A 22880-nucleotide genomic window follows, 5' to 3' on the forward strand; every position below is an offset into this window, starting at 1 on the left:
ATCCGCGTCCGGACGGGATAAGCGCTGAATGCATCTAAGCGCGAAGCCCGCCGCAAGATGAGAGCTCCTTTTCGAGGGCCGTCCCAGACGAGGACGTCGATAGGGCGCAGGTGTAAAGGCGGCGACGCCAAAGCCGAGCGCTACTAATTGCCCGAACCTTTCCGCGCGCGTCCGTCCCTCCGGCCCCCTCCGGGGCCCTTCCCGTATTCTTCGTCCCTTGCCCGTGCCCGACGTGTCGCCCCATCCGGGCGGCCGTGGCGGCGGGGTCCCGCCTCTTCCCATTCCGAACAGAGAAGCTAAGCCCGCCAGCGCCGATGGTACTGCAGTACGATGCGGGAGAGTAGGCCGCCGCCCCCTTTCCATACCAGGAGTCCCCGTTCCCCCGCCGGTGAGGAACGGGGGCTCCTTTTTCGTCCTTCCTTTATCCTCCTATTCCTTTATTCTTTTATTCCTTTATTCTCTTATTCTCTTATTCTCTTATTCCTTTATTCTCCTGTTCTCCTTTGCGCCGTGCCCGGCGGGCGGGGACGGTGAATCGCCCCCGTGGTGCGGATTTCCGGCCCGCGGTGCAGGCATGTTCCCTGCCGGCGCCGGCTGTTGGCCGTCCCGGCATTTGTCCTTGTGCATGCAGCCGGTCCCCGGCCCGTCAGATTTTCCCTGGAACTTGCCGGGTGTTTGGATTATATTTACTATATTTGCTGCATGGAAGGAAAAGGATTACGGCTGAAGACTATACTCTGGGTGATATTGGGAGTGTTTCTAATTATCTTGGGAATACTCCTCCGGCAGGCTTTTCTGTGCGGCATCGGCTCCGGACTGCTGCTGGTCGCGTTGCAGCTCATACTTGACAACTCACTTTCCTATCAAGGGTGGAGAGCGCGGCACAGTATTTTGTTGCGTCGGCTGAACCGAGTATGGAATGGAATCATGGTGATTTTCGGAGCTCTTTTGATTTTAGTGATGATATTGGGATGTATCAGCATGATTGGCGAGGGCAACTGGCAGGAACCTTTGTTTTTTCTCGTGGTACTGTTGGGTAGTATAGCCATCATTGCCTATGTTACCCGTCATCGCCGTTGGCTTACTCGCCGGGCAAAGGCATTCGGTGAGCGTATGATGAAAGTTGAGTCTTTTGGCAAGGGGAGTGTCGGTACTTATGACCTCGATATGGGACTCACGCTGGTCTATTATTATTCCAAGCAACTTGATATCAAGTGTAACTATTTTCCATTTACGCCATTCTCCGAGGAAGAAACCTTCTTCCCCGTGATGGAAGAGACGGAACGACGCTTAAAGGAACTGTCGCCGGAGATAGAACTTCGATACTATGCTACGGCCGGCGACTGGCTCGGCAAATATTCTGTTGTTATGCCCAAAAGGATAGCCACTGTGGATTTGCTCAAGCGTATAAGACCCATCTTGAAGGATGCGTCGAAATGGGAGAACGAGTTTTTCTGCATCCATGTGGTGAAAGACGGCATTCATTATTATGGGGAGATAGACTATGAAGTGATGCAGGTCGCAGCCGTTTTTGAGGATGGAGGGGTTGAATTTTTCGATAAATACAGCACTCGCGAGGACGACAAAGGTATGTCTGACGAGATGTTTTGGTTTTTTGAGAATTGGGAAGAAAACCTTACGAAGGAGTCGATTATCACCCCCGAGGAGTTTAATGCGGTCTGGGAGGAGAACTATAGGCCTATCGCTTGCGAGTAATCGCACAATAAAAGGTAGCGCAGAGCGTTAATTAGATGTATGCAATGGACAGACCGTATTCGTCAGGTGAAGATCCTGCTGGTGGTCGCCGCCATCCTTATAGCGGTAGCCTCGCTCATTATTTCCCATTTCCTGACTCATGATTTGGAGGAGGAAGAGAGAAATAAGGTGGAGGTGTGGGCCGAGGCGATGCGCTCTTTGAGCAACGCCGATGAGAACACCGACCTGAATCTTGTGCTGAAAGTCATTAACGAAAACCATACCATCCCAATCGTCGTCATGGATTCCCGGCAGCAGGTGCAGATCTTTCGGAATGTAGACATGAAGGCACGAAGCCGGGAGGACAGCCTGCGGGAGTCCGCATCCATAGGGCAGCAATTGTTGAAGGCCGGCCGTTATATTCGCATCCAGCTCGATGATTCTGTAAAGACGGACTATATCGATGTCTGTTACGATGATTCCAACATGCTCCGACGCCTGGAAATCTATCCGTTCGTGCAGCTGGGCGTTGTCCTTATCTTCGTCGTCATCGCCATTTTTGCCTTGCTCACCTCCAAGCGGGCAGAGCAGAATAAAGTGTGGGTAGGGCTCTCCAAGGAGACTGCCCATCAGCTGGGTACCCCCATCTCGAGTCTGATGGCGTGGACAGAGATACTGCAGGAGAATTATCCGGACGACGAACTGTTGCCAGAAATGGACAAGGATGTAAGGAGGCTGCAGCTTATTGCCGACCGTTTTTCCAAGATAGGCTCTTTGCCAGAACCGGTACCTACAAGCCTGAACGAGGTCATGGACCATGTCATTGACTACATGGATCGCAGGACTTCAAAGAAAGTGAGGATGATAAAGGATTTTCCCGGCCACGACATTATCGTGAACCTGAACGCATCGCTCTTCGAGTGGGTGATAGAGAACCTTGCGAAGAATGCCGTCGATGCCATGGGCGGAGAGCGGGGAGAGATAGTCTTGCATGTGGAAGATGCTGGTAACAAAGCCATTATAGAAGTGTCGGATACGGGAAAGGGCATCCGGAAGAAAGACCTTGCCAATGTCTTTCGCCCGGGCTTTACCACCAAGCAGCGTGGCTGGGGACTGGGTCTTAGTCTGGCGAAGAGAATTGTTGAGGAATACCATAAAGGCCGGATTTGGGTGAAAAGTTCAGAAGTAGGAAAGGGCACGACCTTCAGGATTGAATTGAGAAAATAACGGCTGCCTTGTAAAAGGCCGCCTTTTACGATCCTTTTAGCCGTTAGAAGCTCGGCTTTTAACGGCTTTTTGCCGGGCTTTTAGCCGTCTTTTGTTTTGCGGTCTCTCGTTTCTGCCCGGAAAAGCACTTTCCTCTTGTCATTGTAGCTCTATAAAGAGGTGGAAATTAGGGCAGAAGATAAAGTTTTTCGGATAAAGTTATCAATTATCGGAAAAAAGTAGTAACTTTGCAACCCAAAGTGGAGCTATGTCCGATATGGAATCGTTTAAGATTAACCTGAAAGACCTGAAGGAGGGCAAAAACCTCTTGGAATTTGATCTGGATGACGGATTCTTCGAGGCCGTTGGAGCCCCGGATATCCGTAAAGGCAATCTGCATACGATGATTTCGATACACAGGGTCGGCAACACTTTCCAGCTTGACTTCCATACAACAGGCGTGGCAATTGTCCAATGCAACCTTTGTCTCGACGAAATGGAGCAGCCGGTAGACGCGGAAAACCGCCTATGGGCGAAGCTTGGAGAGGATAGTTCAGAGGAGGATGACCTCGTGGCCGTTGATGAGGACGAAGGAATACTCGATGTCGCGTGGTTCATCTATGAGTTTATAGATCTCAGCATTCCGATCAGGCATGTGCATGCACCTGGAAAATGCAACCCTGCCATGATGAAGGTTCTTGAGGAACATTCAGCTTCCCGAAGAGGTGAAGAGGAAGAAGAGAAACCCGTAGACCCACGCTGGGCGGCACTCGCAAAACTGAAAGATTAAAAATTAAAAGATTTAAAATTAAACAATTATGGCACATCCTAAAAGAAGACAGTCAAAGACCCGTACTAGGAAGAGAAGAACTCATGACAAGGCTGAAATGCCTACATTGGCAGTATGCCCCAACTGCGGCGCATATTATGTATATCACACCGTCTGCCCTACTTGCGGTTACTATAGAGGCAAAGTCGCTATCGTAAAGGAAGCCGCTGAATAATGGAGAAAATCAACGCGATCATCACGGGTATCGGCGGCTATGTGCCTGACTATATCCTCACTAATGAGGAGCTGTCGCGCATGGTGGACACCAGTGATGAATGGATAACAACTCGCGTAGGTATCAAGGAACGCCGTATCCTCACTGAAGAGGGACTGGGAACCAGCTATATGGCACGCAAAGCTGCCAAGCAGGTTATCCAGAAGACCGGCGTAGACCCAGACTCCATAGATGCTCTCATCGTTACGACGACCACTCCGGACTATAAGTTCCCCTCCACGGCTTCCGTTGTCATCGGGAAACTGGGACTGAAGAATGCCTTTGCCTTCGACCTCGAAGCGGCATGCTGCGGTTTCCTCTATTCCCTTGACATAGCAGGCTCGATGATTCAGAGCGGCCGCTACAAGAAGGTCATCGTGATAGGAGCCGACAAGATGTCGTCGCTGGTTGACTATACGGATCGCCAGACCTGTGTGCTCTTCGGCGACGGAGCCGGAGCTGTTCTGGTGGAAGCCACGACCGAGGAAAACATCGGTGTGCAGAACTCATTTCTGCGAACTGACGGCAAGGGTCTTCCCTTCCTCCACATGAAGGCGGGCGGCTCGGTATGTCCGCCGTCGCATTTCACGGTAGACCATCGCCTCCATTACCTCTATCAGGAGGGGCGCACGGTGTTCCGTTATGCCGTTACCAGCATGAGCAGGGATGTCCTTGAAATCATGAAGATGAACGACTTGTCGGAGCAGGATGTCGACTGGGTGGTTCCTCATGAGGCCAACCTTCGCATCATTGAGGCGGTGGCCAAGCATGCAGGCATCTCCCTCGACAAGGTGATGATCAATATCGAGCGTTACGGCAACACCAGTGCCGCGACGATTCCGTTGGCCATGTGGGACAACGAGGACAAGTTCCGGAAGGGCGACAATGTAATTTTCACGGCCTTCGGAGCGGGATTCGTCCACGGGGCCTCTTATTATAAGTGGGCCTATGACGGAGCTTCTGCGGCGGCAAACAAGTAAACTCTGAAAAAGATTAATCAAGAAACGCATCCTTCTTAGAATCTTAAGACGATGCGTTTTTTTGTTCTGATAAAAACAGGAAATATGCATAAGGCAGGTTTTGTAAATATCGTAGGCAACCCGAATGTGGGCAAGAGCACGCTGATGAACCAGCTGGTGGGCGAGAAACTGAGCATAGCCACTTTCAAGGCACAGACCACCCGCCACCGCATCATGGGTATCGTGAACGACGAGGAGTGTCAGATAGTCTTTTCCGACACGCCGGGCGTACTGAAGCCCAACTACAAGATGCAGGAGATGATGCTGGCTTTTTCGGAGTCGGCACTGGCCGATGCCGATGTCTTGCTCTATGTAACGGATGTCGTGGAAAGTCCCGAGAAGAACAAGGACTTCCTCGACAAGGTGGCTGCAATGACCATCCCCGTGCTCCTCTTGATAAATAAGATTGACGAGACCGACCAGAAATCGCTCGGCGCCATCGTGGAGAAGTGGCACACGCTGCTGCCCAACGCTGAGATTCTGCCCATCTCTGCCAAGAACAAGTTCGGCATCGACATGCTCCTGAAGCGGGTCAAGGAACTGCTCCCGGAGTCGCCCGCCTATTTCGACAAGGACCAGCTGACCGACAAGCCGGCTAAGTTCTTCGTCTCAGAGATCATCCGCGAGAAAATACTCCTCTACTATGACAAGGAGGTTCCCTATTCCGTAGAGGTCGCGATAGAAAGCTTCAGGGAAGGCGAGAGGCTGATTCACATCGGCGCAGTCATCTATGTGGAGCGCGACTCGCAGAAGGGCATCATCATCGGGCATCAGGGCGTAGCCTTGAAGAAGGTCTCTACCGAGGCACGGAAGTCGCTGGAGAGGTTTTTCGGGAAGAAGATTTTCCTCGAGGTCTTTGTCAAGGTGGACAAGGACTGGCGCAATTCTCAGCGGGAGCTCACTAATTTCGGTTACAATCCGAAATAGCCTTTCTGCCTCCGGCCTGTGTGGCCCGGGCGGCAGAAGCACGCTTATAGCATGTAGAAAGATAGTCAGGCCCTGATGGAACGAGGGCAAACTCTCCCAAGTGGAGGGCCGAAGAATGTATAACTTCAGAAATTAAACAAGCAAGAAATGGCAAATTTAGTAGCTATCGTAGGCCGCCCCAATGTGGGCAAGTCTACGCTTTTCAACCGACTGACACAGTCTCGCCGCGCTATCGTAAGCGATACCGCCGGCACCACCCGCGACCGCCAGTATGGCAAGTGCACCTGGAACGGCAAGGAATTTTCCGTCGTTGACACCGGCGGCTGGGTCGTAAATTCCGACGATATATTCGAGGACGCCATCCGCCGGCAGGTGAAGGTGGCCACCGAAGAGGCCGACTTGGTGCTCTTCCTCGTGGATGTGGAGACCGGACTTACCGACTGGGACGAGGATGTGGCACTCATCCTGCGGCGGGCGAAGCTGCCCGTCATCCTCGTGGCCAACAAGGTGGACAACAGCGCCAACTATTATCAGGCCGCCGAGTTCTATAAGCTGGGGCTGGGCGACCCGCAGTGCATCAGCGCCGCTACGGGCGGCGGCACGGGCGACTTGCTGGATATGATACTCGACAAGCTTCCCGCCGAGAACAGGGAGGAGGTGGAAGACGACATCCCGCGGTTTGCCGTCGTAGGCCGCCCGAATGTGGGCAAGTCGAGTCTCATCAACGCCTTCATCGGCGAAGACCGTAACATCGTAACCGAGATTGCCGGTACCACCCGCGACAGCATCTACACCCGTTTCGATAAGTTCGGGTTTGACTTCTACCTTGTCGACACGGCCGGCATCCGCCGCAAGAACAAGGTGTCGGAAGATTTGGAGTTCTATTCCGTCATGCGAAGCATTCGTGCCATCGAGAACAGCGATGTCTGCATCCTCATGATCGACGCTACGCGCGGCATCGAGGCGCAGGACATGAACATCTTCCAGCTCATCCAGAAAAACAACAAGTCGCTCGTGGTGGTGGTGAACAAGTGGGACTTGGTGGAGGAGAAGGACCAGAAGGTCATCTCCACCTTCGAGACTGCCATCCGAAACCGCATGGCTCCCTTCGTAGACTTTCCCATTATCTTTGTCTCGGCACTGACCAAGCAGCGCATCTTCAAGGTTCTCGAGACCGCCAAGCAGGTCTATCTGAACCGCAAGACGCATGTGGGAACCTCCAAGCTGAACGAGGTGATGCTGCCGATTATCGAGCAGACGCCGCCTCCCTCGATAAAGGGAAAGTATATCAAGATTAAGTATTGCACCCAGTTGCCGAACACGCAGATACCCTCGTTCGTGTTCTATGCCAACCTGCCGCAGTATGTGAAGGAGCCTTACAAGCGCTTCCTGGAGAACAAGATACGCGACAACTGGTCGATGCATGGGTGCCCCATCAATGTGTTTATCCGTCAGAAGTAACCCCCTCTGGGTCTCCCCCTCCGTGGGGGAGGCCTCTCTTGGAAAAGATATGAAGAAGATTTTATTTGTAATAGCCGGCCTCAGTTTGCTCGGTGCCTGTCAGAAGGCACCGTCGCAGAACGAGATTGCCGCCCGGGCGGCCAAGGCCTATTATGATCAGCTGCTCGAGGGGAAGTACGAGCAGTTTGTAGACGGGCACTATCAGCCCGACAGCATCCCCGCTGTTTATCGTGAGCAGCTCGTCGCCAATGCGAAGATGTTCATCGGGCAGCAGCAGGACGAGCACCGCGGCATCCGCCAGGTGAATGTCGTGCGTGCGGATGTAGACACCGCAAAGCATGCCGGGAACGCCTTCCTTACCTTCCTCTATGGCGACAGCACGAGTGAAGAAGTGGTCGTCCCGATGGTTTATCAGGGCGGCCTCTGGTATCTCCGCTGACGACGGCAACCGCAATCGGGAAGGCTGAAGGCCACCTTCCATAGACTGAAATCCCAGACTTTACTATTTAAAATCTCAGATTTTACTTATTAAAGTCTGGGATTTTACTTTTCTCAAGACGGCTTCCCGGCATGCGTTCAGTTGTCCTCTTGTCTTGCGGAGGCATGCGGATGCAGTATCTCAGAACGGAGGAACAGTTAAATAAAGTTATTTTTTTGCAAGATTACGGATGTTTTCCCTATATTTGCAAAACATAGGTTGTTATAAATTTACTGATTATGAAGAAGCGTTTTGTAATTATTTTTCCGCTCTTGGCGTTGCTCTTCGTGTTTTCTGCATGTAGCGACGACAATGGCGAAGGAAGCGGTCCCGTCGTAAGAAACATCTCTAACTCGGGTTGCAAGGAGGCTGGTGTCAATACGGAGAGCAACGGCGCGTCTTCCCCGGACATCCTTGGTCGCACGGAGAAAATCGTCTGCAAGGGAGCGGCTGACGGCACCCTGCGCATTACTCATCAGGATTTAGTGGTCAATTGCGCAAGCAAATTCAACGCGAGAGTGTGGCTGGCCGGCAACCGGATCGTGCTGACGGAGACTGCTGAGGGCGAGGAGGCTAATTGCGTCTGTGCCTACGATTTGACCACGGAGATAGGCCCCTTGCTGGAAAAGGATTATTCGCTCGTTGTCAAGACGCCGTCGGGGGAGGAGGTCAGTATGGCCTTCCACTTCAGCCCGGGGCTGAATTCTGCCTTCGATGTGAGAAAATAAGATGGGGTAAATGTGCCCTGTGAAAAGGTTAATTCGGATGCCTTCGGTTGAAATATGAAAGATGTGGAGGCACGGTCTGTCCTGTTTCCCCAGTTGTAATACTTTTGCCATGTATTCGGAATAAGATGAATCGTGTCCCTTGTAATCTTTTTTTATTCCCTCTCCTTGGGAAGAGGGGGGGAGGGAGAGGTTTGCACATCTTGCCTTTTACGCTTTCTCCGCAGCCTTTTCCCTTGGGAGATTGGCTGCAGAAGGAAAATTTTCTTCTGACTTATTTCTTCTGGAGACAATCGACTTTGCCTTCGCCTTGCGGATTCTTCCACGCTTTCAAGCGTACAATTCCTTTCATGGCTTCTTCCTTGCTGGCTGCATCTTTGTAGAAGAACTTCATTGTTTGATTTTCAGAAGCAATAACCTCTTTGAATTTCCAACCGTTAATTATCAGATACTGTGCTGCGTCTGCAGGACACTTAAAATATACCATTTCGCCTTTTTCATCCAAGAATGCGTACCTTTCGTCCTCTTCCAGTCCAGCAATATTCTTCTTGAACTCAAACTTGTAGGAAATATTTCCCGTCTTATTATTCGTGATCACGACACAATTATACTTCTGTGTCTGTGCTATAGCAGTGTCTGTAGACAGGCAGAGCAAAACAATTAATAATACTTTTATCATGTTTCCGCCGATTGATTAGATTAGATATATTCCACAAATATAGATAATATTTCAAAAGGGTGTTCTCAAAATGCTGACTTTTTAATAATTTTCTTTAAGATTGTTATAAGGTGAGTATACAACTGGATACTACATTCTTAAATAGAATCTTGTTCGTTGATACTGATATTATATCTCTTATTATTGTAGTATATGAATCCGTTTGCATTAATATTTGCGACACCTTGGTTAGTGAATCCAATGGTTTTTGAACCATAAAATTTTGCAGAAGGAGGATAGCAAACAAATTCAGTATTTAGTGCTTCGTAAGCATATATGCTTCCATCTGAATTTGTTAGAGGTAATAAGATGGTATATACTTCAAATGAAACCCCATTTGTAACAGTATAGGTATAATGATAGTGGATGCAATCTGTTGGCGTAGCAGTAGAATCATCCTCAAAGTCATATTCACTAAGCTTATATGAATTCAGTTTTTTAGAACTATTTGGAGAGCAGGATATGTATAATTTTGTTGGAGAAAGATTTCGCTTTTGGGTATCGTTATATGTCCTTAAAGCATATTTGATTATTAAATTCTTGTTGTGTTTGTAAAAATCTGTATTTATAAAGTCATAATTGATGTAGAATTTAGATGCAATTTTCTTCCAATATCGAAGTTCATTTGCTGTCATTTTGTTTACGACTTCGTCAGGAATGCTATTTAATTGCATGAACCCATCTTGTTTGTCTTGAGGTGACAATGAATAAGATTCTGTTGCGTTGGTTAGCATAAAATCGTTGTCGTTGTTACAGGCAAAGAATGTGATTAGCAAAAGACTGGCCATTGCTAAGATAATAAAGATTCTTTTCATGTTGTTAAATTTTTAAATTAATAATATGTAGAAATATTGCTTAGTGCGAACTCAACAATCAAGTGCGAGTTTATGAGATCTTTTCATAAGTTACCTCCTTTGTGATAAGAAATTTCGGAATGATCCTTTAATCTCGTATTTTTTTATTCGAAATCAAATTGGAATATAATAGCGCATGCTGTTTGTTATGTATAGATACAGGGTACACGCCCTCTTAATGTCTTTGTTCATTTGGCAGGAACTAAGATGAGCTTGAAGTCAAAGACTTTGGTCTGGTTGGTTTCTGTACGAAATCTTGATGCTATCATTTTGCATGAGCAATTAATGGAAGCTCCTACCTGGAACTGTAAAAGTCAAGATAAGAAATCCTTCCGCCTCCTTCGTGGCTCCTTTCCCTAAGGGGAGAGATAGGAAGATGTTTCCTATCCTTGTTCATGAGCTTTCTGCTCCTCCTCCAGTTCCACTTCTTTCACCTTGCGGAAGAGGTCGGAGGCGAAGACCAGATCGTTCAGTTTCTTGTTTGTCGCGCCGATGACCTCGTCCTTGTTGCCTTGCCATTCCTTGCGTCCTTTGTAGATGAAGACGATGTTCTCGCCGATGCCCATCACGGAGTTCATGTCGTGCGTGTTGATGATCGTCGTGATGCCATATTCCTTGGTGATGCCCGAGAGCAGCTCGTCGATGACGAGCGAGGTCTTCGGGTCCAGTCCCGAGTTGGGCTCGTCGCAGAAGAGATACTTGGGATTGAGCACGATGGCGCGCGCGATGGCCACTCGCTTCTGCATGCCTCCTGATATTTCGCCGGGGAATTTGTCCTCGGCGTCGAGCAGGTTCACGCGGTCGAGGCACTCCTGGGCTCGTTTCACGCGCTCGTTGTAGTTCATCGTGGAGAACATGTCGAGCGGAAACTGCACATTTTCCCTTACCGAAAGCGAGTCAAAGAGTGCCGAACCTTGGAACACCATGCCCATTTCCCGCCGCATCCTCACTCTCTCCCGCTTGGTCATCGTTACGAAGTCGCGCCCGTCGTAAAGCACTTCTCCCCTCGTGGGGTCGAGCAGTCCCACGAGGTTTTTCATCAGGACGGTCTTGCCCGAGCCGCTCTGTCCGATGATGAGATTGGTCTTGCCCGTCTCAAACACTGCGTTGATGTCGTGGAGGACGGTCTTGTCCTCGAATGTCTTGGTGAGGTTTCTTACTTCGATCATGAGTTTTGCCCCCTAAGTTAGGGGGTTGGGGGTCTGTAGGGCGGTGGCACCATCTGCGGTTGCGCACCCAAGACTTCTGTCCCCAACCCTGTTATATGAATTTTCGGTTTTGGTCTCCAGCCCGTCCACCCGGGATGTGCTAAGGTTTTTCTGGATGGATACCGGCGTGAGCGAGGCGGTCTCTGGCCACTTTGCGAATCACTTGTATCACATCTTCTATATTGTTTTCTATCTCTTCGTTCCTGAATCTTATGACCTTGATGCCGTTGCTTTCCAGGAGCCGTGTTCTCTCCAAGTCGTGCTCCCGGGCCTCCGGGGTATCGTGGACGGCTCCGTCAGCCTCTATGCACAGTTTGATTTCAGGACAATAGAAGTCCAGGACATAGAGGCTGATGCCATGCTGCCGCCTGAACTTAAGCCCTTCAACCTGCCTTTTCTGCAAGTGCCGCCACAGAATTCTCTCGGCAGGCGTGGCCTCTTTCCTGAGTTGCTGTCGCTGCTCTTTGCTGTAGATGAGGTTTGAAATTCGTGTTGGCAGCATGACTTGTCTATATCTATTATACATTCTTTTGCTTTTGAAACAGACCCCTAACCCCCTAACTCAGGGGGCTGATAGCCTCAACTCAGTATCTGCGTGAGGAACACATCGGAGAAGAGAATCAGCACCGAGCTGCACACGACGGCGTCGGTAGAGGCCTTGCCTACCTCTACGGAGCCGCCCTCGACCGAGTAGCCGAAGTAGCTGGAGACGCTGGCGATGATGAAGGCGAAGAACAGGCTCTTGATGATACTCATGTACATGAACCACGAGTTGAAGGCATGCTGGATGCCCGCGGTAAGGTCGGACGGTGCGATGATGTGCCCTAAATAGGAAGTGCCGTAAGCTCCGATAATGCCCATGGTCGACGAGAAGATGACCAGGAACGGCATGATGGTTACCAGTCCGAGTATCTTGGGGAGTATCAGGTAGTTGGCAGAGTTCACGCCCATGATGTCGAGGGCGTCTATCTGCTGGGTTACGCGCATCGTGCCGAGCTCCGAGGCGATGTTGGAACCTACCTTCCCGGCCAGGATCAGGCACATGATAGAACTGGAAAACTCAAGGAGCATAATCTCTCGGGTGGTGTATCCTGCCACCCAGCGGGGCATCCACGGGCTCTCGATGTTCACCTTCATCTGGATGCAGATGACGGCTCCGATGAAGAACGATATCAGCAGCACGATGGGAATGGAGTCGACGCCCAGCTGCGACATCTCCTTGACATAGCGCTTCAGGAACATGCGCATCTTGTCGGGGATGGCAAACGAGCGACCCATGAGGATGAGGTACCTGCCTAAGGTGGTGAGATATTTTTTCAGTAAATGAGTTATCAGCATCGCTTTTTTGTCAGTTTCCTGTTGCAAAAGTAACCAAAATCCGCTAAAAAACTGCAATATTCCCAATAGTTTTTGAATTTATAAGGGTATTTAGCCGTATTTTTAGTAAATTTGCGGAATAATTACGGAAATCGTTATGAGCGAGGAAAGAAAAGCCGGTTCTGTCCTTAGAACCGAGGGACTGGTGAAGCGTTATGGCAAGCGAACGGTTGCCAACGGTGTCTCCATCAATGTGAAGCAGGGAGAAATCGTGGGTTTGCTGGGGCCGAACGGAGCAGGCAAGACCACTTCATTCTATATGACGACCGGTCTGGTGGTGCCCAATGAGGGACATGTGTATATCGACGATCAGGAAATCACCGACTATCCTGTCTATAAGCGGGCCCGTGCGGGTATCGGATACCTGCCTCAGGAGGCGAGCGTATTCCGCAAGATGAGCGTAGAGGACAACATCATGTCGGTGCTGGAGATGACGGACCTGTCCCACGAAGAGCAGCTCCGCCAGCTGGAAGGACTGATCAAGGAATTCCGCCTGAACAAGGTTCGCAAGAACAAGGGCGACCAGCTCTCTGGAGGTGAGCGGCGGCGCACCGAGATTGCACGCTGCCTGGCCATCAGTCCGAAGTTCATCATGCTCGACGAACCCTTTGCCGGGGTCGACCCCATTGCCGTGGAAGACATCCAGCACATCGTCTGGCGACTGAAGTATCGCAACATCGGAATCCTCATCACCGACCATAATGTACAGGAAACCCTTAGTATCACCGACCGCGCCTACCTGCTTTTCGAGGGTCGCATCCTGTTCCAGGGCAACCCCGAGGAGCTTTCCGCAAATCCCGTAGTCCGCAAGAACTATCTCAGCGAGAACTTCACATTCCGTAGATTCAAGCCTAATGAGGAGGACGAACAGGCTGAGGAAATTGCCGAGGAGCAGGAAACTGCCATGGAAAGAGCAGAGGGACAAGTTGGTTAAAAAAACAAATTTCTCGCGTGAGGTTTAGGTATTGTCGTGAAAAATGAGTACCTTTGCATCCCGATTCGAGCAAGTAAAAAATCACAAAATATAATTAACATCAGAGATGAATATTTCATTTGAAAACCCTGACAAGGTCAATGGTCTGTTGACGATTACAGTAGAAGAAGCCGATTACGCCGCTAATGTCGAGAAGACATTAAAGGATTATCGTAAGAAGGCGAATGTTCCCGGCTTCCGTCCGGGCATGGTTCCCATGGGCCTTATCAAGCGCCAGTTCGGTGCTTCGGTAAAGATGGACGAGGTAAACAAGCTCATTGGCGAGCAGATCTACAAGTATGTGCAGGACAATAAGATTCAGATGCTGGGCGATCCGCTGCCGTCTGACAAGCAAGAATCCGTGGACATCGAGAAAGACGGACCGTATACATTCAAGTTTGACATTGCCGTAGCGCCGGAGTTCAAGTGCGAGCTTACTGGTCGCGACAAGATAGACTATTATGACATTACGGTTGACGATGCGCTCATCGACCGCCAGGTAGACATGTTCGCGTCGCAGACGGGCAAGTATGCCCCTGCTGAACAGTATACAGAAGGCGACAACCTGAAGGGCGACCTCCGTGAACTTGACGGAAACGGCAATACCAGGGAAGGCGGTCTCACCGTCGAGGGGGCTATGCTGATGCCGTCGTATATCAAGGGTGAAGACCAGAAAAAGCTCTTCGATGGCGCCAAGGCGGGCGACATCATCACCTTCAATCCCCGCAAGGCCTATCCGGAAAGCGACGCAGAGGTTGCTGCCCTGCTGAAGATAGAGCGCGAGCAGGTGGGCGAGCACACGGGCGACTTCAGCTATCAGATAACGGAAATCAATCATTTCCAGAAGCATGCAGTAGACCAGGAGCTCTTCGACTCCATCTATGGTAAGGACTCTTGCAAGGATGAGAACGACTTCCGCGGGAAGATTGCCGAAGGCCTGAAGAGCCAACTGGCCACCGACAGCGACTTCAAGTTTATCCAGGATGTCCGCGCTCACTGCGAGAAGAAGGTAGGGAAGCTGGAGTTTCCCGATGCAATCCTGAAGCGCATCATGCTTGCCAACAACAAGGATAAGGGTCAGGAGTTTGTAGAAAAGAACTATGAGGCAAGTATCAAGGAGCTCACCTGGCACTTGATCAAGGAGCAACTCGTAGCAGCTCATGACATTAAGATCAGCGACGCGGAAGTGAAGGACGCTGCCAAGGAGGCTGCCCGTGCACAGTTTGCCCAGTATGGTATGAACAATGTGCCGGACGAATATGTGGAGAACTATGCAAACGAGATGCTGAAAAAGCAGGAGAGCGTACAACCCTTCGTGGATCGTGCCATCGACCGCAAGCTCACCGAGATACTCAAAGGAGTGGTAAAACTCAATACCAAGAGCATCTCTCTTGACGACTTCAACAAGCTGATGGAGCCATAATACTATTTTTTAGTTAAAAATCTTCTTTAAATAGGGGGTTATCAACTTTTTTTTGTATCTTTGTTCTAATAACATACACAAAAAAGGTGGATAACTCCTCTTTACATATTATAGAATAAACAATTAGAAGGAATGAAATGAATAGAGATTTTAGAAATTATGCCACGAAACATTTGGGTGTAGACGGAATGGTGCTGGATGATGTCGTGAAGGCACAGGCGCAGTATCTGAACCCATATATCCTGGAAGAGCGCCAGCTGAATGTTACCCAGATGGATGTGTTCTCACGCCTGATGATGGATCGCATCATCTTTCTCGGAACGGAAATCGACGACTATACCGCCAATACCCTGCAGGCTCAGCTGCTCTACCTGGACAGTGTAGACCCCGCCAAGGACATTTCCATCTATATCAACAGTCCCGGCGGTAGCGTAACGGCAGGCCTGGGCATCTATGACACCATGCAGTTCATCAGCAGCGATGTCGCCACCATCTGCACGGGAATGGCCGCGTCGATGGCCGCCGTCCTGCTCGTTTCCGGTACGGAGGGCAAGCGCTCGGCACTCACTCACGCCCGTGTGATGATTCACCAGCCATTGGGCGGAGTGCAAGGACAGGCATCCGACATAGAGATTGAAGCAAGGGAGATTCAGAAGTTCAAGAAAGAACTCTATACGATTATTTCAGACCATTCCCATACCCCTTTCGAGAAGGTTTGGCAAGACAGCGACCGCAACTACTGGATGACAGCCAAGGAAGCTCAGGAATATGGCATGATAGATCAAGTCTTAATGCGTAAGAAGTAATGGCTACGAAAAAGAAAGTATGCAGTTTCTGCGGAAGAACTGAAGACCAGGTGAAGCTGATGATCAGTGGCCTGGACGGTTTCATCTGTGAAGATTGCGCCCAACAGGCCTATTCCATCGTCCAGTCGATGGGGCTTACCGATGCGCAGGCCAAGGCAAAGAATGAGGCCGAGAACAAGTTCTCGTTGAAGAAGGTGCCGAAGCCTAGGGAGATCAAGAAGTATCTTGACCAATATGTAATCGGGCAGGACGAGGCCAAGCGCTATCTCTCCGTGTCGGTCTATAATCATTATAAGCGGCTGGAGCAGCCAAAGGACGACGACGGCGTAGAGATAGAGAAGAGCAATATCATCATGGTGGGGAGCACCGGGACGGGGAAAACCCTTCTGGCCCGCACCATTGCCAAGTTGCTGGATGTGCCTTTCACGATTGTGGACGCGACGGTGTTTACGGAGGCGGGCTATGTGGGCGAGGATGTGGAGAGCATCCTTTCCCGCCTGCTGCAGGTGGCCGACTACGATGTGAAGGCTGCGGAGCGGGGCATCGTGTTCATCGACGAGATCGACAAGATAGCCCGCAAGAGCGATAATCCGAGCATCACCCGTGATGTAAGCGGCGAGGGTGTTCAGCAGGGACTGCTGAAACTCCTTGAGGGAACCATGGTGAATGTGCCCCCCCAGGGCGGTCGCAAGCATCCTGACCAAGAGTATATCCATGTGAATACAAGCAATATTCTCTTTATCTGTGGCGGTGCCTTCGACGGCATTGAAGCCAAGATAGCCCAGCGCATGAACACCCATGTAGTGGGCTATAACTCCGTACAGAATGTGGCAAGGATAGACAAGAACGACCTGATGAAATATGTCGTTCCCCAGGACTTGAAGTCGTTCGGCCTGATTCCGGAGATTATCGGACGACTGCCTGTCCTCACTTATCTGAACCCACTGGACCGGGCGGCCTTGAAGCGGATATTGGTTGAGCCGAAAAACTCCATCATCAGGCAGTATGAGAAGCTGTTTGCCATCGACGGGGTGAAGCTGACATTTGATGAGGAGGCCCTCGACTTTATCGTCGACAAGGCCCTTGAATATAAGCTTGGTGCCCGCGGACTGCGCTCAATCGTTGAGTCGGTGATGATGGATGCCATGTTTGAAATCCCTTCTAAAAAGACGAAGAGCCTTGATGTAACTCTTGACTATGCAAGGCGGCAGCTTGACAAAGCCCATTTGCAGAAGTTGGAGTCGGCATAGAATTCTTAGGAGTCTTCCATGCGGAGACATGGGAGACTCCGGGAATGCAGGCTATACCAGGAAATACCATTTGACCTAAGTAGACCGAATCTGCTTGTTTATATGACGGAAGAAGTAAATCTAACTGAAAAACTGAAGCACTATTTCGGCTTTGATACCTTCAAGGGGGATCAAGAGGCGATAATCAGGAATCTGATGGCAGGCAACGACACCTTTGTATTGATGCCCACCGGAGGCGGCAAGAGTCTGTGCTATCAGCTGCCATCCTTGATTATGGAGGGCACGGCGATAGTCATCTCACCCCTCATCGCGTTGATGAAAAACCAAGTGGATGTCATCAACGGAATGAGTGACGAGGACGGCGTGGCCCATTATCTGAACTCATCATTAAACAAGTCGGCCATCCAGCAAGTCATGGACGATGTCCGTAAGGGCAGGACCAAGCTGCTCTATGTGGCTCCGGAATCATTGAACAAGGAGGAGAACCTGGAGTTTTTCCGCTCGTTCAAGATTTCTTTCTATGCGATTGACGAGGCTCACTGCATCTCGGAGTGGGGCCACGATTTCCGTCCCGAGTACCGTAACATCCGGCCTACCATCAACAAGATTGGCAACGCCCCGGTCATCGCCTTGACGGCGACGGCCACCGACAAGGTGCGCACCGACATCAAGAAGAGCCTCAACATACAGGACGCGAAGGAATTCAAGAGTTCTTTCAATCGCCCGAACCTTTATTACGAGGTGCGCCAGAAGAGCCGCGACATCGACCGGCAGATTATCATGTTCATCAAGCAGCATGCCGGCAAGAGCGGCATCATCTACTGCCTGTCGCGCAAAAAGGTGGAAGAGCTGGCCGAGGTCCTGAAAGCCAACGACATCAAGGCAGCTCCCTATCATGCAGGACTTGACACGCAGACCCGCTCGCAGACGCAGGACGACTTCCTGATGGAGCGCATTGATGTCATCGTGGCCACCATTGCGTTCGGCATGGGTATAGACAAGCCCGATGTGCGCTTCGTCATCCATTACGACATTCCCAAGAGTCTGGAAGGCTATTATCAGGAAACCGGGCGTGCGGGGCGTGACGGCGGCGAAGGGAAATGTATAGTTTTTTACTCGAGTAAAGACCTCAAGAAACTGGAGAAGTTCATGGAGGGTAAGCCCGTCTCCGAACAGGACATCGGCCGGCAGCTGCTTCAGGAGACGGCGGCCTATGCCGAGTCGTCCGTGTGCCGTCGCAAGATGCTGTTGCACTACTTTGGCGAAGAATACCCGAAAGATAACTGCGGCAACTGCGACAATTGTCTGCATCCGAAAGAGCACATCGAGGCGAAGACGCAGCTCGTGATAGTCCTGGAGGCCGTGAGTGCGCTTAAGGAGAACTTTCGGCAGGAATATGTAATAGATTTTATAAAAGGAAGAGCCACCGACGACATTGTCTCTCACAAGCACGACGACCTTGCGGAGTTCGGCGCAGGGGAAGACGAGGACGAGAAGATATGGAACCCCGTTGTCCGGCAGGCCTTGATAGCGGGTTATCTGAAGAAGGATGTGGAGAATTACGGGCTTCTTAAGCTCACGCCGGAAGGCAAGCGTTTCATCAAGAAGCCGGAGTCGTTCAAGGTGGTGCTTGATACCGTCTTCAGTGATTATGACGAAGAGGAGGCTCAGGGGGGCACGAGCGTTCTCGACCCGGAGCTCTATCAGATGCTTGTCGACCTCCGTAAGAAGGTGGCCGTGCGGCAGGAACTGCCTCCGTATGTGATATTTCAGGATGTTTCGCTTGAGCAGATGGCCACGATGTACCCCGTAACGCTGGAGGAACTGCAGAACATCCAGGGCGTGGGAGCCGGCAAGGCCAAGCGCTACGGGAAGGAGTTCTGCGAGCTCATCAGGCAGCATTGCGAGGAAAAAGGCATTGAGCGTCCCGAGGAATTGCGCGTGCGCACGGTAGCCAAGGAGAGCATGCTGAAGGTGAAGATTATCCAGAGCATCGACCGCAAGATAGCCCTCGACGACATAGCGAGCGTTCTCGGGAAGGATTTCGACGAGCTCCTCGACGAGACGGAGGCCATTGTCTACAGCGGGACGAAGCTGAACATCGACTACTTCCTTGAGGAAGTGATGGACGAAGACCAGGTGGACGATATCTATGAGTATTTCCGGGAAAGCGAAACCGATGACCTTGAGGCTGCCCTCGACGAGCTGGGGGAGGACTATTCGGAAGAAGAAATCCGGCTGGTACGCATCAAGTTCCTCTCCGAGCAGGCTAATTAGGGAGGATCTCGGCCGAATGATGTCCGCACGGAAGCCCCGTGAGAGAATCCCTCTGTCGCTTTCTTTTGTTTCTGTCTCCAGGCAGCAGGCCGGTTTGGGATAGATATCTTCCCTCCAAACAGGGGCTTCGGCTCCGTTTCCCTGCAGTCGGCAGGGGGCGCAGAATCCGTTTTTCGGATTCTTGCCGACAAGTGGTAGGCTTGTTACATGCTGCGGACAAGGCCGTTACACGCCGCTTGTAATCCTGTTACATGCCGCTTGTAATCTCGTTACACGCCGTTTGTAATCCTGTTACATGCCGCTTGTAACATTTCCTAAAGCCGCCGGCCCCTTTTTCCGGTGCGGTCTCCTGCCGATTCGGTCGCTCTTCACGGAGGAGCCATAGACCGTGGAGGGCTGCTGGCAGAATCGTGCGTTAAATACCATTAAATGCATGAGAATTTCAGGAAAAGCGGCCAAAATGTGGATTTTTATTGTTAAATTTGCACGCAATAAATTTCTAAAATCACATTATGTCATCATTTGTTGCAGATAAGATTGTAATGGACGGACTCACCTTCGACGATGTCCTGTTGATTCCGGCCTATTCGGAGGTACTGCCCAAAGAGGTAGAGTTGAAGACCAATTTCTCCCGACACATCGTGCTGAATGTGCCTTTCGTAACCGCCGCCATGGACACAGTTACCGAGTCGAGCATGGCTATTGCCATCGCGCGGGAAGGGGGCATCGGCGTGATTCACAAGAATATGTCCATCGAGGAGCAGGCTCGTCAGGTGGCCATCGTGAAGCGTGCCGAGAACGGAATGATCTACGACCCCGTTACCATCCGGCAGGGACGCACCGTGAAGGATGCCCTGCAGATGATGCACGACTATCATATCGGCGGCATTCCCGTGGTTGACGCGGAGAATCACTTGGTGGGAATCGTTACCAACCGCGACCTGCGCTTCGAGCGCAGGCTCGACAAGACCATCGACGAGGTGATGACCCGCGAGAATCTCGTTACCACGCATCAGCAGACCGACCTTATCGCAGCGGCGCAGATACTGCAGGAAAACAAGATAGAGAAACTGCCCGTCGTGGATGGCGCCAACCATCTGGTGGGCTTGATTACCTATAAGGACATCACCAAGGCCAAGGACAAGCCCATGGCCTGCAAGGACGAGAAAGGCCGTCTGCGCGTGGCTGCCGGCGTGGGCGTTACTGCCGACACGCTCGACCGTGCCCGTGCGCTGGTCGAGGCCGGAGTGGATGCCATCGTCATCGATACCGCCCACGGCCATTCCAAGGGCGTGGTGGGCAAGCTTGAGGAGGTGAAGGCCGCCTTCCCGAACATCGATGTAGTGGTAGGCAATGTCGCCACGGGTGAGGCCGCACGCTATCTCGTAGAGCACGGAGCCGACGCCGTGAAGGTGGGCATTGGCCCGGGTTCCATCTGCACGACGCGTGTGGTGGCCGGTGTGGGCGTTCCTCAGCTGAGTGCGGTCTATGAAGTCTTCTCCGCCCTGAGAGAGACGGGTGTGCCGTTGATTGCCGATGGCGGTCTGCGCTATTCCGGCGACATTGTCAAGGCATTGGCTGCCGGCGGCAACTGCGTGATGATAGGCTCGCTCGTTGCCGGTACGGAGGAGAGTCCGGGTGAGACCATTATCTATAACGGCCGTAAGTTCAAGTCCTACCGCGGCATGGGTTCCCTGGAGGCCATGGGGCAGAAGAACGGCTCCAAGGACCGCTATTTCCAGGGTGATACCATGGATGTGAAGAAGCTCGTGCCCGAAGGCATCGCCGGCCGCGTGCCCTACAAGGGAACGGTGCAGGAGGTGATTTATCAGCTTACGGGCGGTCTGCGCTCCGGTATGGGCTACTGTGGTGCCGCCACCATCGAGCGGCTTCACGAAGCTAAGTTTACCCGCATCACCAATGCGGGCGTGCAGGAGAGTCATCCGCACGACATCTCCATCACGAGCGAGGCGCCGAACTACAGCCGCCCGGAATAAACAGAATTGAAGAAGAGATGAAGTCAACCCTGTTGTTCGCAGCCTTGCTCTTGTGGAGCGGCACGGCTTTCGCCCAGAACGATCCGACGATTATGACCATCAACGGGAAACCGGTGAGCCGGTCGGAGTTTGAGTATTCTTACAACAAGAACAACACCGAGAGCGTAATCGACAAGAAGAGCGTTGAGGAATATGTAGACCTGTTCGTCAACTACAAGCTCAAAGTCGAGGCAGCCTTGGACGCAAAGCTCGACACGATGCGGTCGTTTCAACAGGAATTCGCCACCTATCGCGACCAGCAGGTGCGACCTTCGGTTATCACGAATGCCGATGTAGAGGGCATGGCCCGCAACATCTATAACGAGACCCGGCAGCGCGTGGACAAGGGGGGAGGGCTTGTCAAGCCGGCCCACATCCTCGTACTGATGAAGCAGAAGGCCTCACAGGCGGAGATTGCCATGGCAAAACAACGGATAGACTCTGTATACAACGCACTCCTGAAGGGAGCCGACTTTGCGGAACTGGCAAGAAAGGTCTCCGACGACAAAGGCTCCGCCGCGAATGGCGGAGAACTGCCGTGGCTGGAGCGGGGCCAGGCCTTGAAGGAGTTTGAAGACCAGGCCTATGCCCTGAAGAAAGGGGAAATGAGCAAGCCTTTTGAGTCGCCGGCCGGTTGGCACATCCTCTTGCTGAAGGATAAGCGCAATTTCTTTCCCTACGACTCGGTGCGCGCAGACATCGTAAAGTTCATCGACCAGCGGGGACTGCGGGAAGCCATCATCGACAAGCGGCTCGACTCTCTGGCAAAGGCTGCGAAACCGGCGACCACTCCTGCCGCCGTACTAGCTCAGAGACAGGCGGAGCTGGAAGCAAGCGACCCCGCCGTGAAGTATTTGATTCAGGAATATCATGACGGCCTGTTGCTCTACGAGATCAGTAACCGCACCGTCTGGGACAAGGCATCGAAGGACGAGGCTGGGCTGAAGGCCTATTTCGCCCGGAACAAGAAAAGATATAAATGGGCTGAGCCCCGCTTCAAGGGCATAGCCTATCATGTGAAGGACAAGCGGGATGTGAAGAATGTCAGGAACGCTGTCAAGAGGCTTCCTTTCGTCCAGTGGGCGGAGAGGCTCCGCAAGACCTTCAATAATGACAGCATCCTGCGTATCCGCGTAGAGAAAGGCATCTTCAAGAAGGGCGACAATTCGCTGGTGGACAATAAGGTGTTCAAGACCGGCGCGACGGCAAGGCCTGTCAAAGATTTCCCGATAGATGCCGTTTACGGCAAGAAGCTCAAGACTCCGCAGGAAGTCGACGATGTCCGCTCGCAGGTCTTGGTAGACTATCAGGAGTCGCTGGAGAAAAAATGGGTTGAGGAATTGCGCCGGAAATATCCGGTAGAGATAGATCAGAATGTATTGAAAACGGTAAATAAGCATTAGG

The 22880-nt window shown here is 51.5% G+C and carries 21 protein-coding genes and 2 rRNA genes; 18 read left to right on the forward strand and 5 right to left on the reverse strand.

Annotated elements, in window-relative coordinates; translation table 11 throughout:
- The 11 genes from BM114_RS12435 to BM114_RS12485 all read left to right on the forward strand — a co-directional run.
- Positions 1–168 (forward strand): 23S ribosomal RNA (locus BM114_RS12435); the annotation flags it as partial.
- 76 nt (positions 169–244) lie between these two features.
- Positions 245–357 (forward strand): 5S ribosomal RNA (rrf, locus tag BM114_RS12440).
- A gap of 345 nt (positions 358–702) precedes the next feature.
- Complete coding sequence (locus BM114_RS12445; protein WP_092113887.1) at positions 703–1716, forward strand: hypothetical protein; 1014 nt, start codon at positions 703–705, stop codon at positions 1714–1716.
- A 39-nt stretch (positions 1717–1755) separates the two neighbouring features.
- On the forward strand, positions 1756–2922 hold the full coding sequence (locus tag BM114_RS12450) for a sensor histidine kinase (RefSeq protein WP_092113889.1): 1167 nt from the start codon (positions 1756–1758) through the stop codon (positions 2920–2922).
- 247 nt (positions 2923–3169) lie between these two features.
- On the forward strand, positions 3170–3691 hold the full coding sequence (locus tag BM114_RS12455) for a YceD family protein (RefSeq protein WP_092113891.1): 522 nt from the start codon (positions 3170–3172) through the stop codon (positions 3689–3691).
- 28 nt (positions 3692–3719) lie between these two features.
- Positions 3720–3905, forward strand: a complete 186-nt coding sequence (rpmF, locus tag BM114_RS12460; protein WP_092113893.1) for a 50S ribosomal protein L32 — start codon at positions 3720–3722, stop codon at positions 3903–3905.
- Positions 3905–4924: a beta-ketoacyl-ACP synthase III gene (locus BM114_RS12465; RefSeq protein ID WP_092113895.1), complete on the forward strand. Its 1020-nt coding sequence runs from the start codon at positions 3905–3907 to the stop codon at positions 4922–4924. The genes rpmF and BM114_RS12465 overlap by 1 nt, the downstream gene beginning before the upstream one ends.
- A gap of 84 nt (positions 4925–5008) precedes the next feature.
- Positions 5009–5890: a GTPase Era gene (era, locus tag BM114_RS12470; RefSeq protein ID WP_092113896.1), complete on the forward strand. Its 882-nt coding sequence runs from the start codon at positions 5009–5011 to the stop codon at positions 5888–5890.
- 147 nt (positions 5891–6037) lie between these two features.
- The gene (der, locus tag BM114_RS12475; protein ID WP_092113898.1) at positions 6038–7351 is read left to right on the forward strand and encodes a ribosome biogenesis GTPase Der; all 1314 of its coding nucleotides are present in this window, start codon (positions 6038–6040) and stop codon (positions 7349–7351) included.
- A gap of 49 nt (positions 7352–7400) precedes the next feature.
- Positions 7401–7790, forward strand: a complete 390-nt coding sequence (locus BM114_RS12480; RefSeq protein ID WP_092113901.1) for a hypothetical protein — start codon at positions 7401–7403, stop codon at positions 7788–7790.
- Between the two features lie 278 nt (positions 7791–8068).
- On the forward strand, positions 8069–8557 hold the full coding sequence (locus BM114_RS12485) for a hypothetical protein (protein WP_092113903.1): 489 nt from the start codon (positions 8069–8071) through the stop codon (positions 8555–8557).
- Positions 8558–8828: 271 nt separating this feature from the next.
- On the opposite strand, the gene BM114_RS12490 is transcribed toward BM114_RS12485, so the two are convergent.
- From BM114_RS12490 to BM114_RS12510, 5 genes are all read right to left on the reverse strand, one after another.
- Positions 8829–9233 (reverse strand): hypothetical protein, encoded by a 405-nt coding sequence (locus tag BM114_RS12490; RefSeq protein WP_092113904.1) that lies wholly within the window; start codon positions 9231–9233, stop codon positions 8829–8831.
- A gap of 137 nt (positions 9234–9370) precedes the next feature.
- The gene (locus BM114_RS12495) at positions 9371–10087 is read right to left on the reverse strand and encodes a hypothetical protein (protein ID WP_092113906.1); all 717 of its coding nucleotides are present in this window, start codon (positions 10085–10087) and stop codon (positions 9371–9373) included.
- Between the two features lie 422 nt (positions 10088–10509).
- Complete coding sequence (locus tag BM114_RS12500; protein WP_092113908.1) at positions 10510–11295, reverse strand: ABC transporter ATP-binding protein; 786 nt, start codon at positions 11293–11295, stop codon at positions 10510–10512.
- Positions 11296–11434: 139 nt separating this feature from the next.
- Positions 11435–11860, reverse strand: a complete 426-nt coding sequence (locus BM114_RS12505) for an endonuclease domain-containing protein (protein WP_218151492.1) — start codon at positions 11858–11860, stop codon at positions 11435–11437.
- Between the two features lie 53 nt (positions 11861–11913).
- Positions 11914–12672: an MlaE family ABC transporter permease gene (locus tag BM114_RS12510; RefSeq protein WP_092113912.1), complete on the reverse strand. Its 759-nt coding sequence runs from the start codon at positions 12670–12672 to the stop codon at positions 11914–11916.
- A 136-nt stretch (positions 12673–12808) separates the two neighbouring features.
- Here BM114_RS12510 and lptB point away from each other — a divergent pair, with 136 nt between their 5' ends.
- The 7 genes from lptB (at position 12809) to BM114_RS12545 (ending at position 22879) form a co-directional block, all read left to right on the forward strand.
- Positions 12809–13645: an LPS export ABC transporter ATP-binding protein gene (gene lptB, locus BM114_RS12515; protein WP_092113914.1), complete on the forward strand. Its 837-nt coding sequence runs from the start codon at positions 12809–12811 to the stop codon at positions 13643–13645.
- A 106-nt stretch (positions 13646–13751) separates the two neighbouring features.
- Positions 13752–15107, forward strand: coding sequence for a trigger factor (gene tig / locus BM114_RS12520; protein WP_092113916.1), 1356 nt, complete (start codon positions 13752–13754; stop codon positions 15105–15107).
- A gap of 137 nt (positions 15108–15244) precedes the next feature.
- Positions 15245–15913 carry an ATP-dependent Clp endopeptidase proteolytic subunit ClpP gene (gene clpP, locus BM114_RS12525; RefSeq protein WP_092113918.1) on the forward strand — a complete coding sequence of 223 codons (669 nt, stop codon included), beginning with the start codon at positions 15245–15247 and terminating at the stop codon, positions 15911–15913.
- Positions 15913–17163 (forward strand): ATP-dependent Clp protease ATP-binding subunit ClpX, encoded by a 1251-nt coding sequence (gene clpX, locus BM114_RS12530; RefSeq protein WP_092113920.1) that lies wholly within the window; start codon positions 15913–15915, stop codon positions 17161–17163. Before clpP ends, clpX begins: the two co-directional genes overlap by 1 nt.
- A gap of 102 nt (positions 17164–17265) precedes the next feature.
- Entirely contained in the window at positions 17266–19440 is a 2175-nt protein-coding gene (gene recQ, locus BM114_RS12535) for a DNA helicase RecQ (protein WP_092113922.1), read from the forward strand.
- Positions 19441–19952: 512 nt separating this feature from the next.
- Positions 19953–21437: an IMP dehydrogenase gene (guaB, locus tag BM114_RS12540; RefSeq protein ID WP_092113924.1), complete on the forward strand. Its 1485-nt coding sequence runs from the start codon at positions 19953–19955 to the stop codon at positions 21435–21437.
- Positions 21438–21454: 17 nt separating this feature from the next.
- Positions 21455–22879 (forward strand): peptidylprolyl isomerase, encoded by a 1425-nt coding sequence (locus BM114_RS12545; protein ID WP_092113926.1) that lies wholly within the window; start codon positions 21455–21457, stop codon positions 22877–22879.
- The last annotated feature ends 1 nt before the right edge of the window (position 22880 follow it).

Source organism: Prevotella sp. KH2C16, assembly GCF_900113305.1.
Classification (GTDB): Bacteria; Bacteroidota; Bacteroidia; order Bacteroidales; family Bacteroidaceae; genus Prevotella.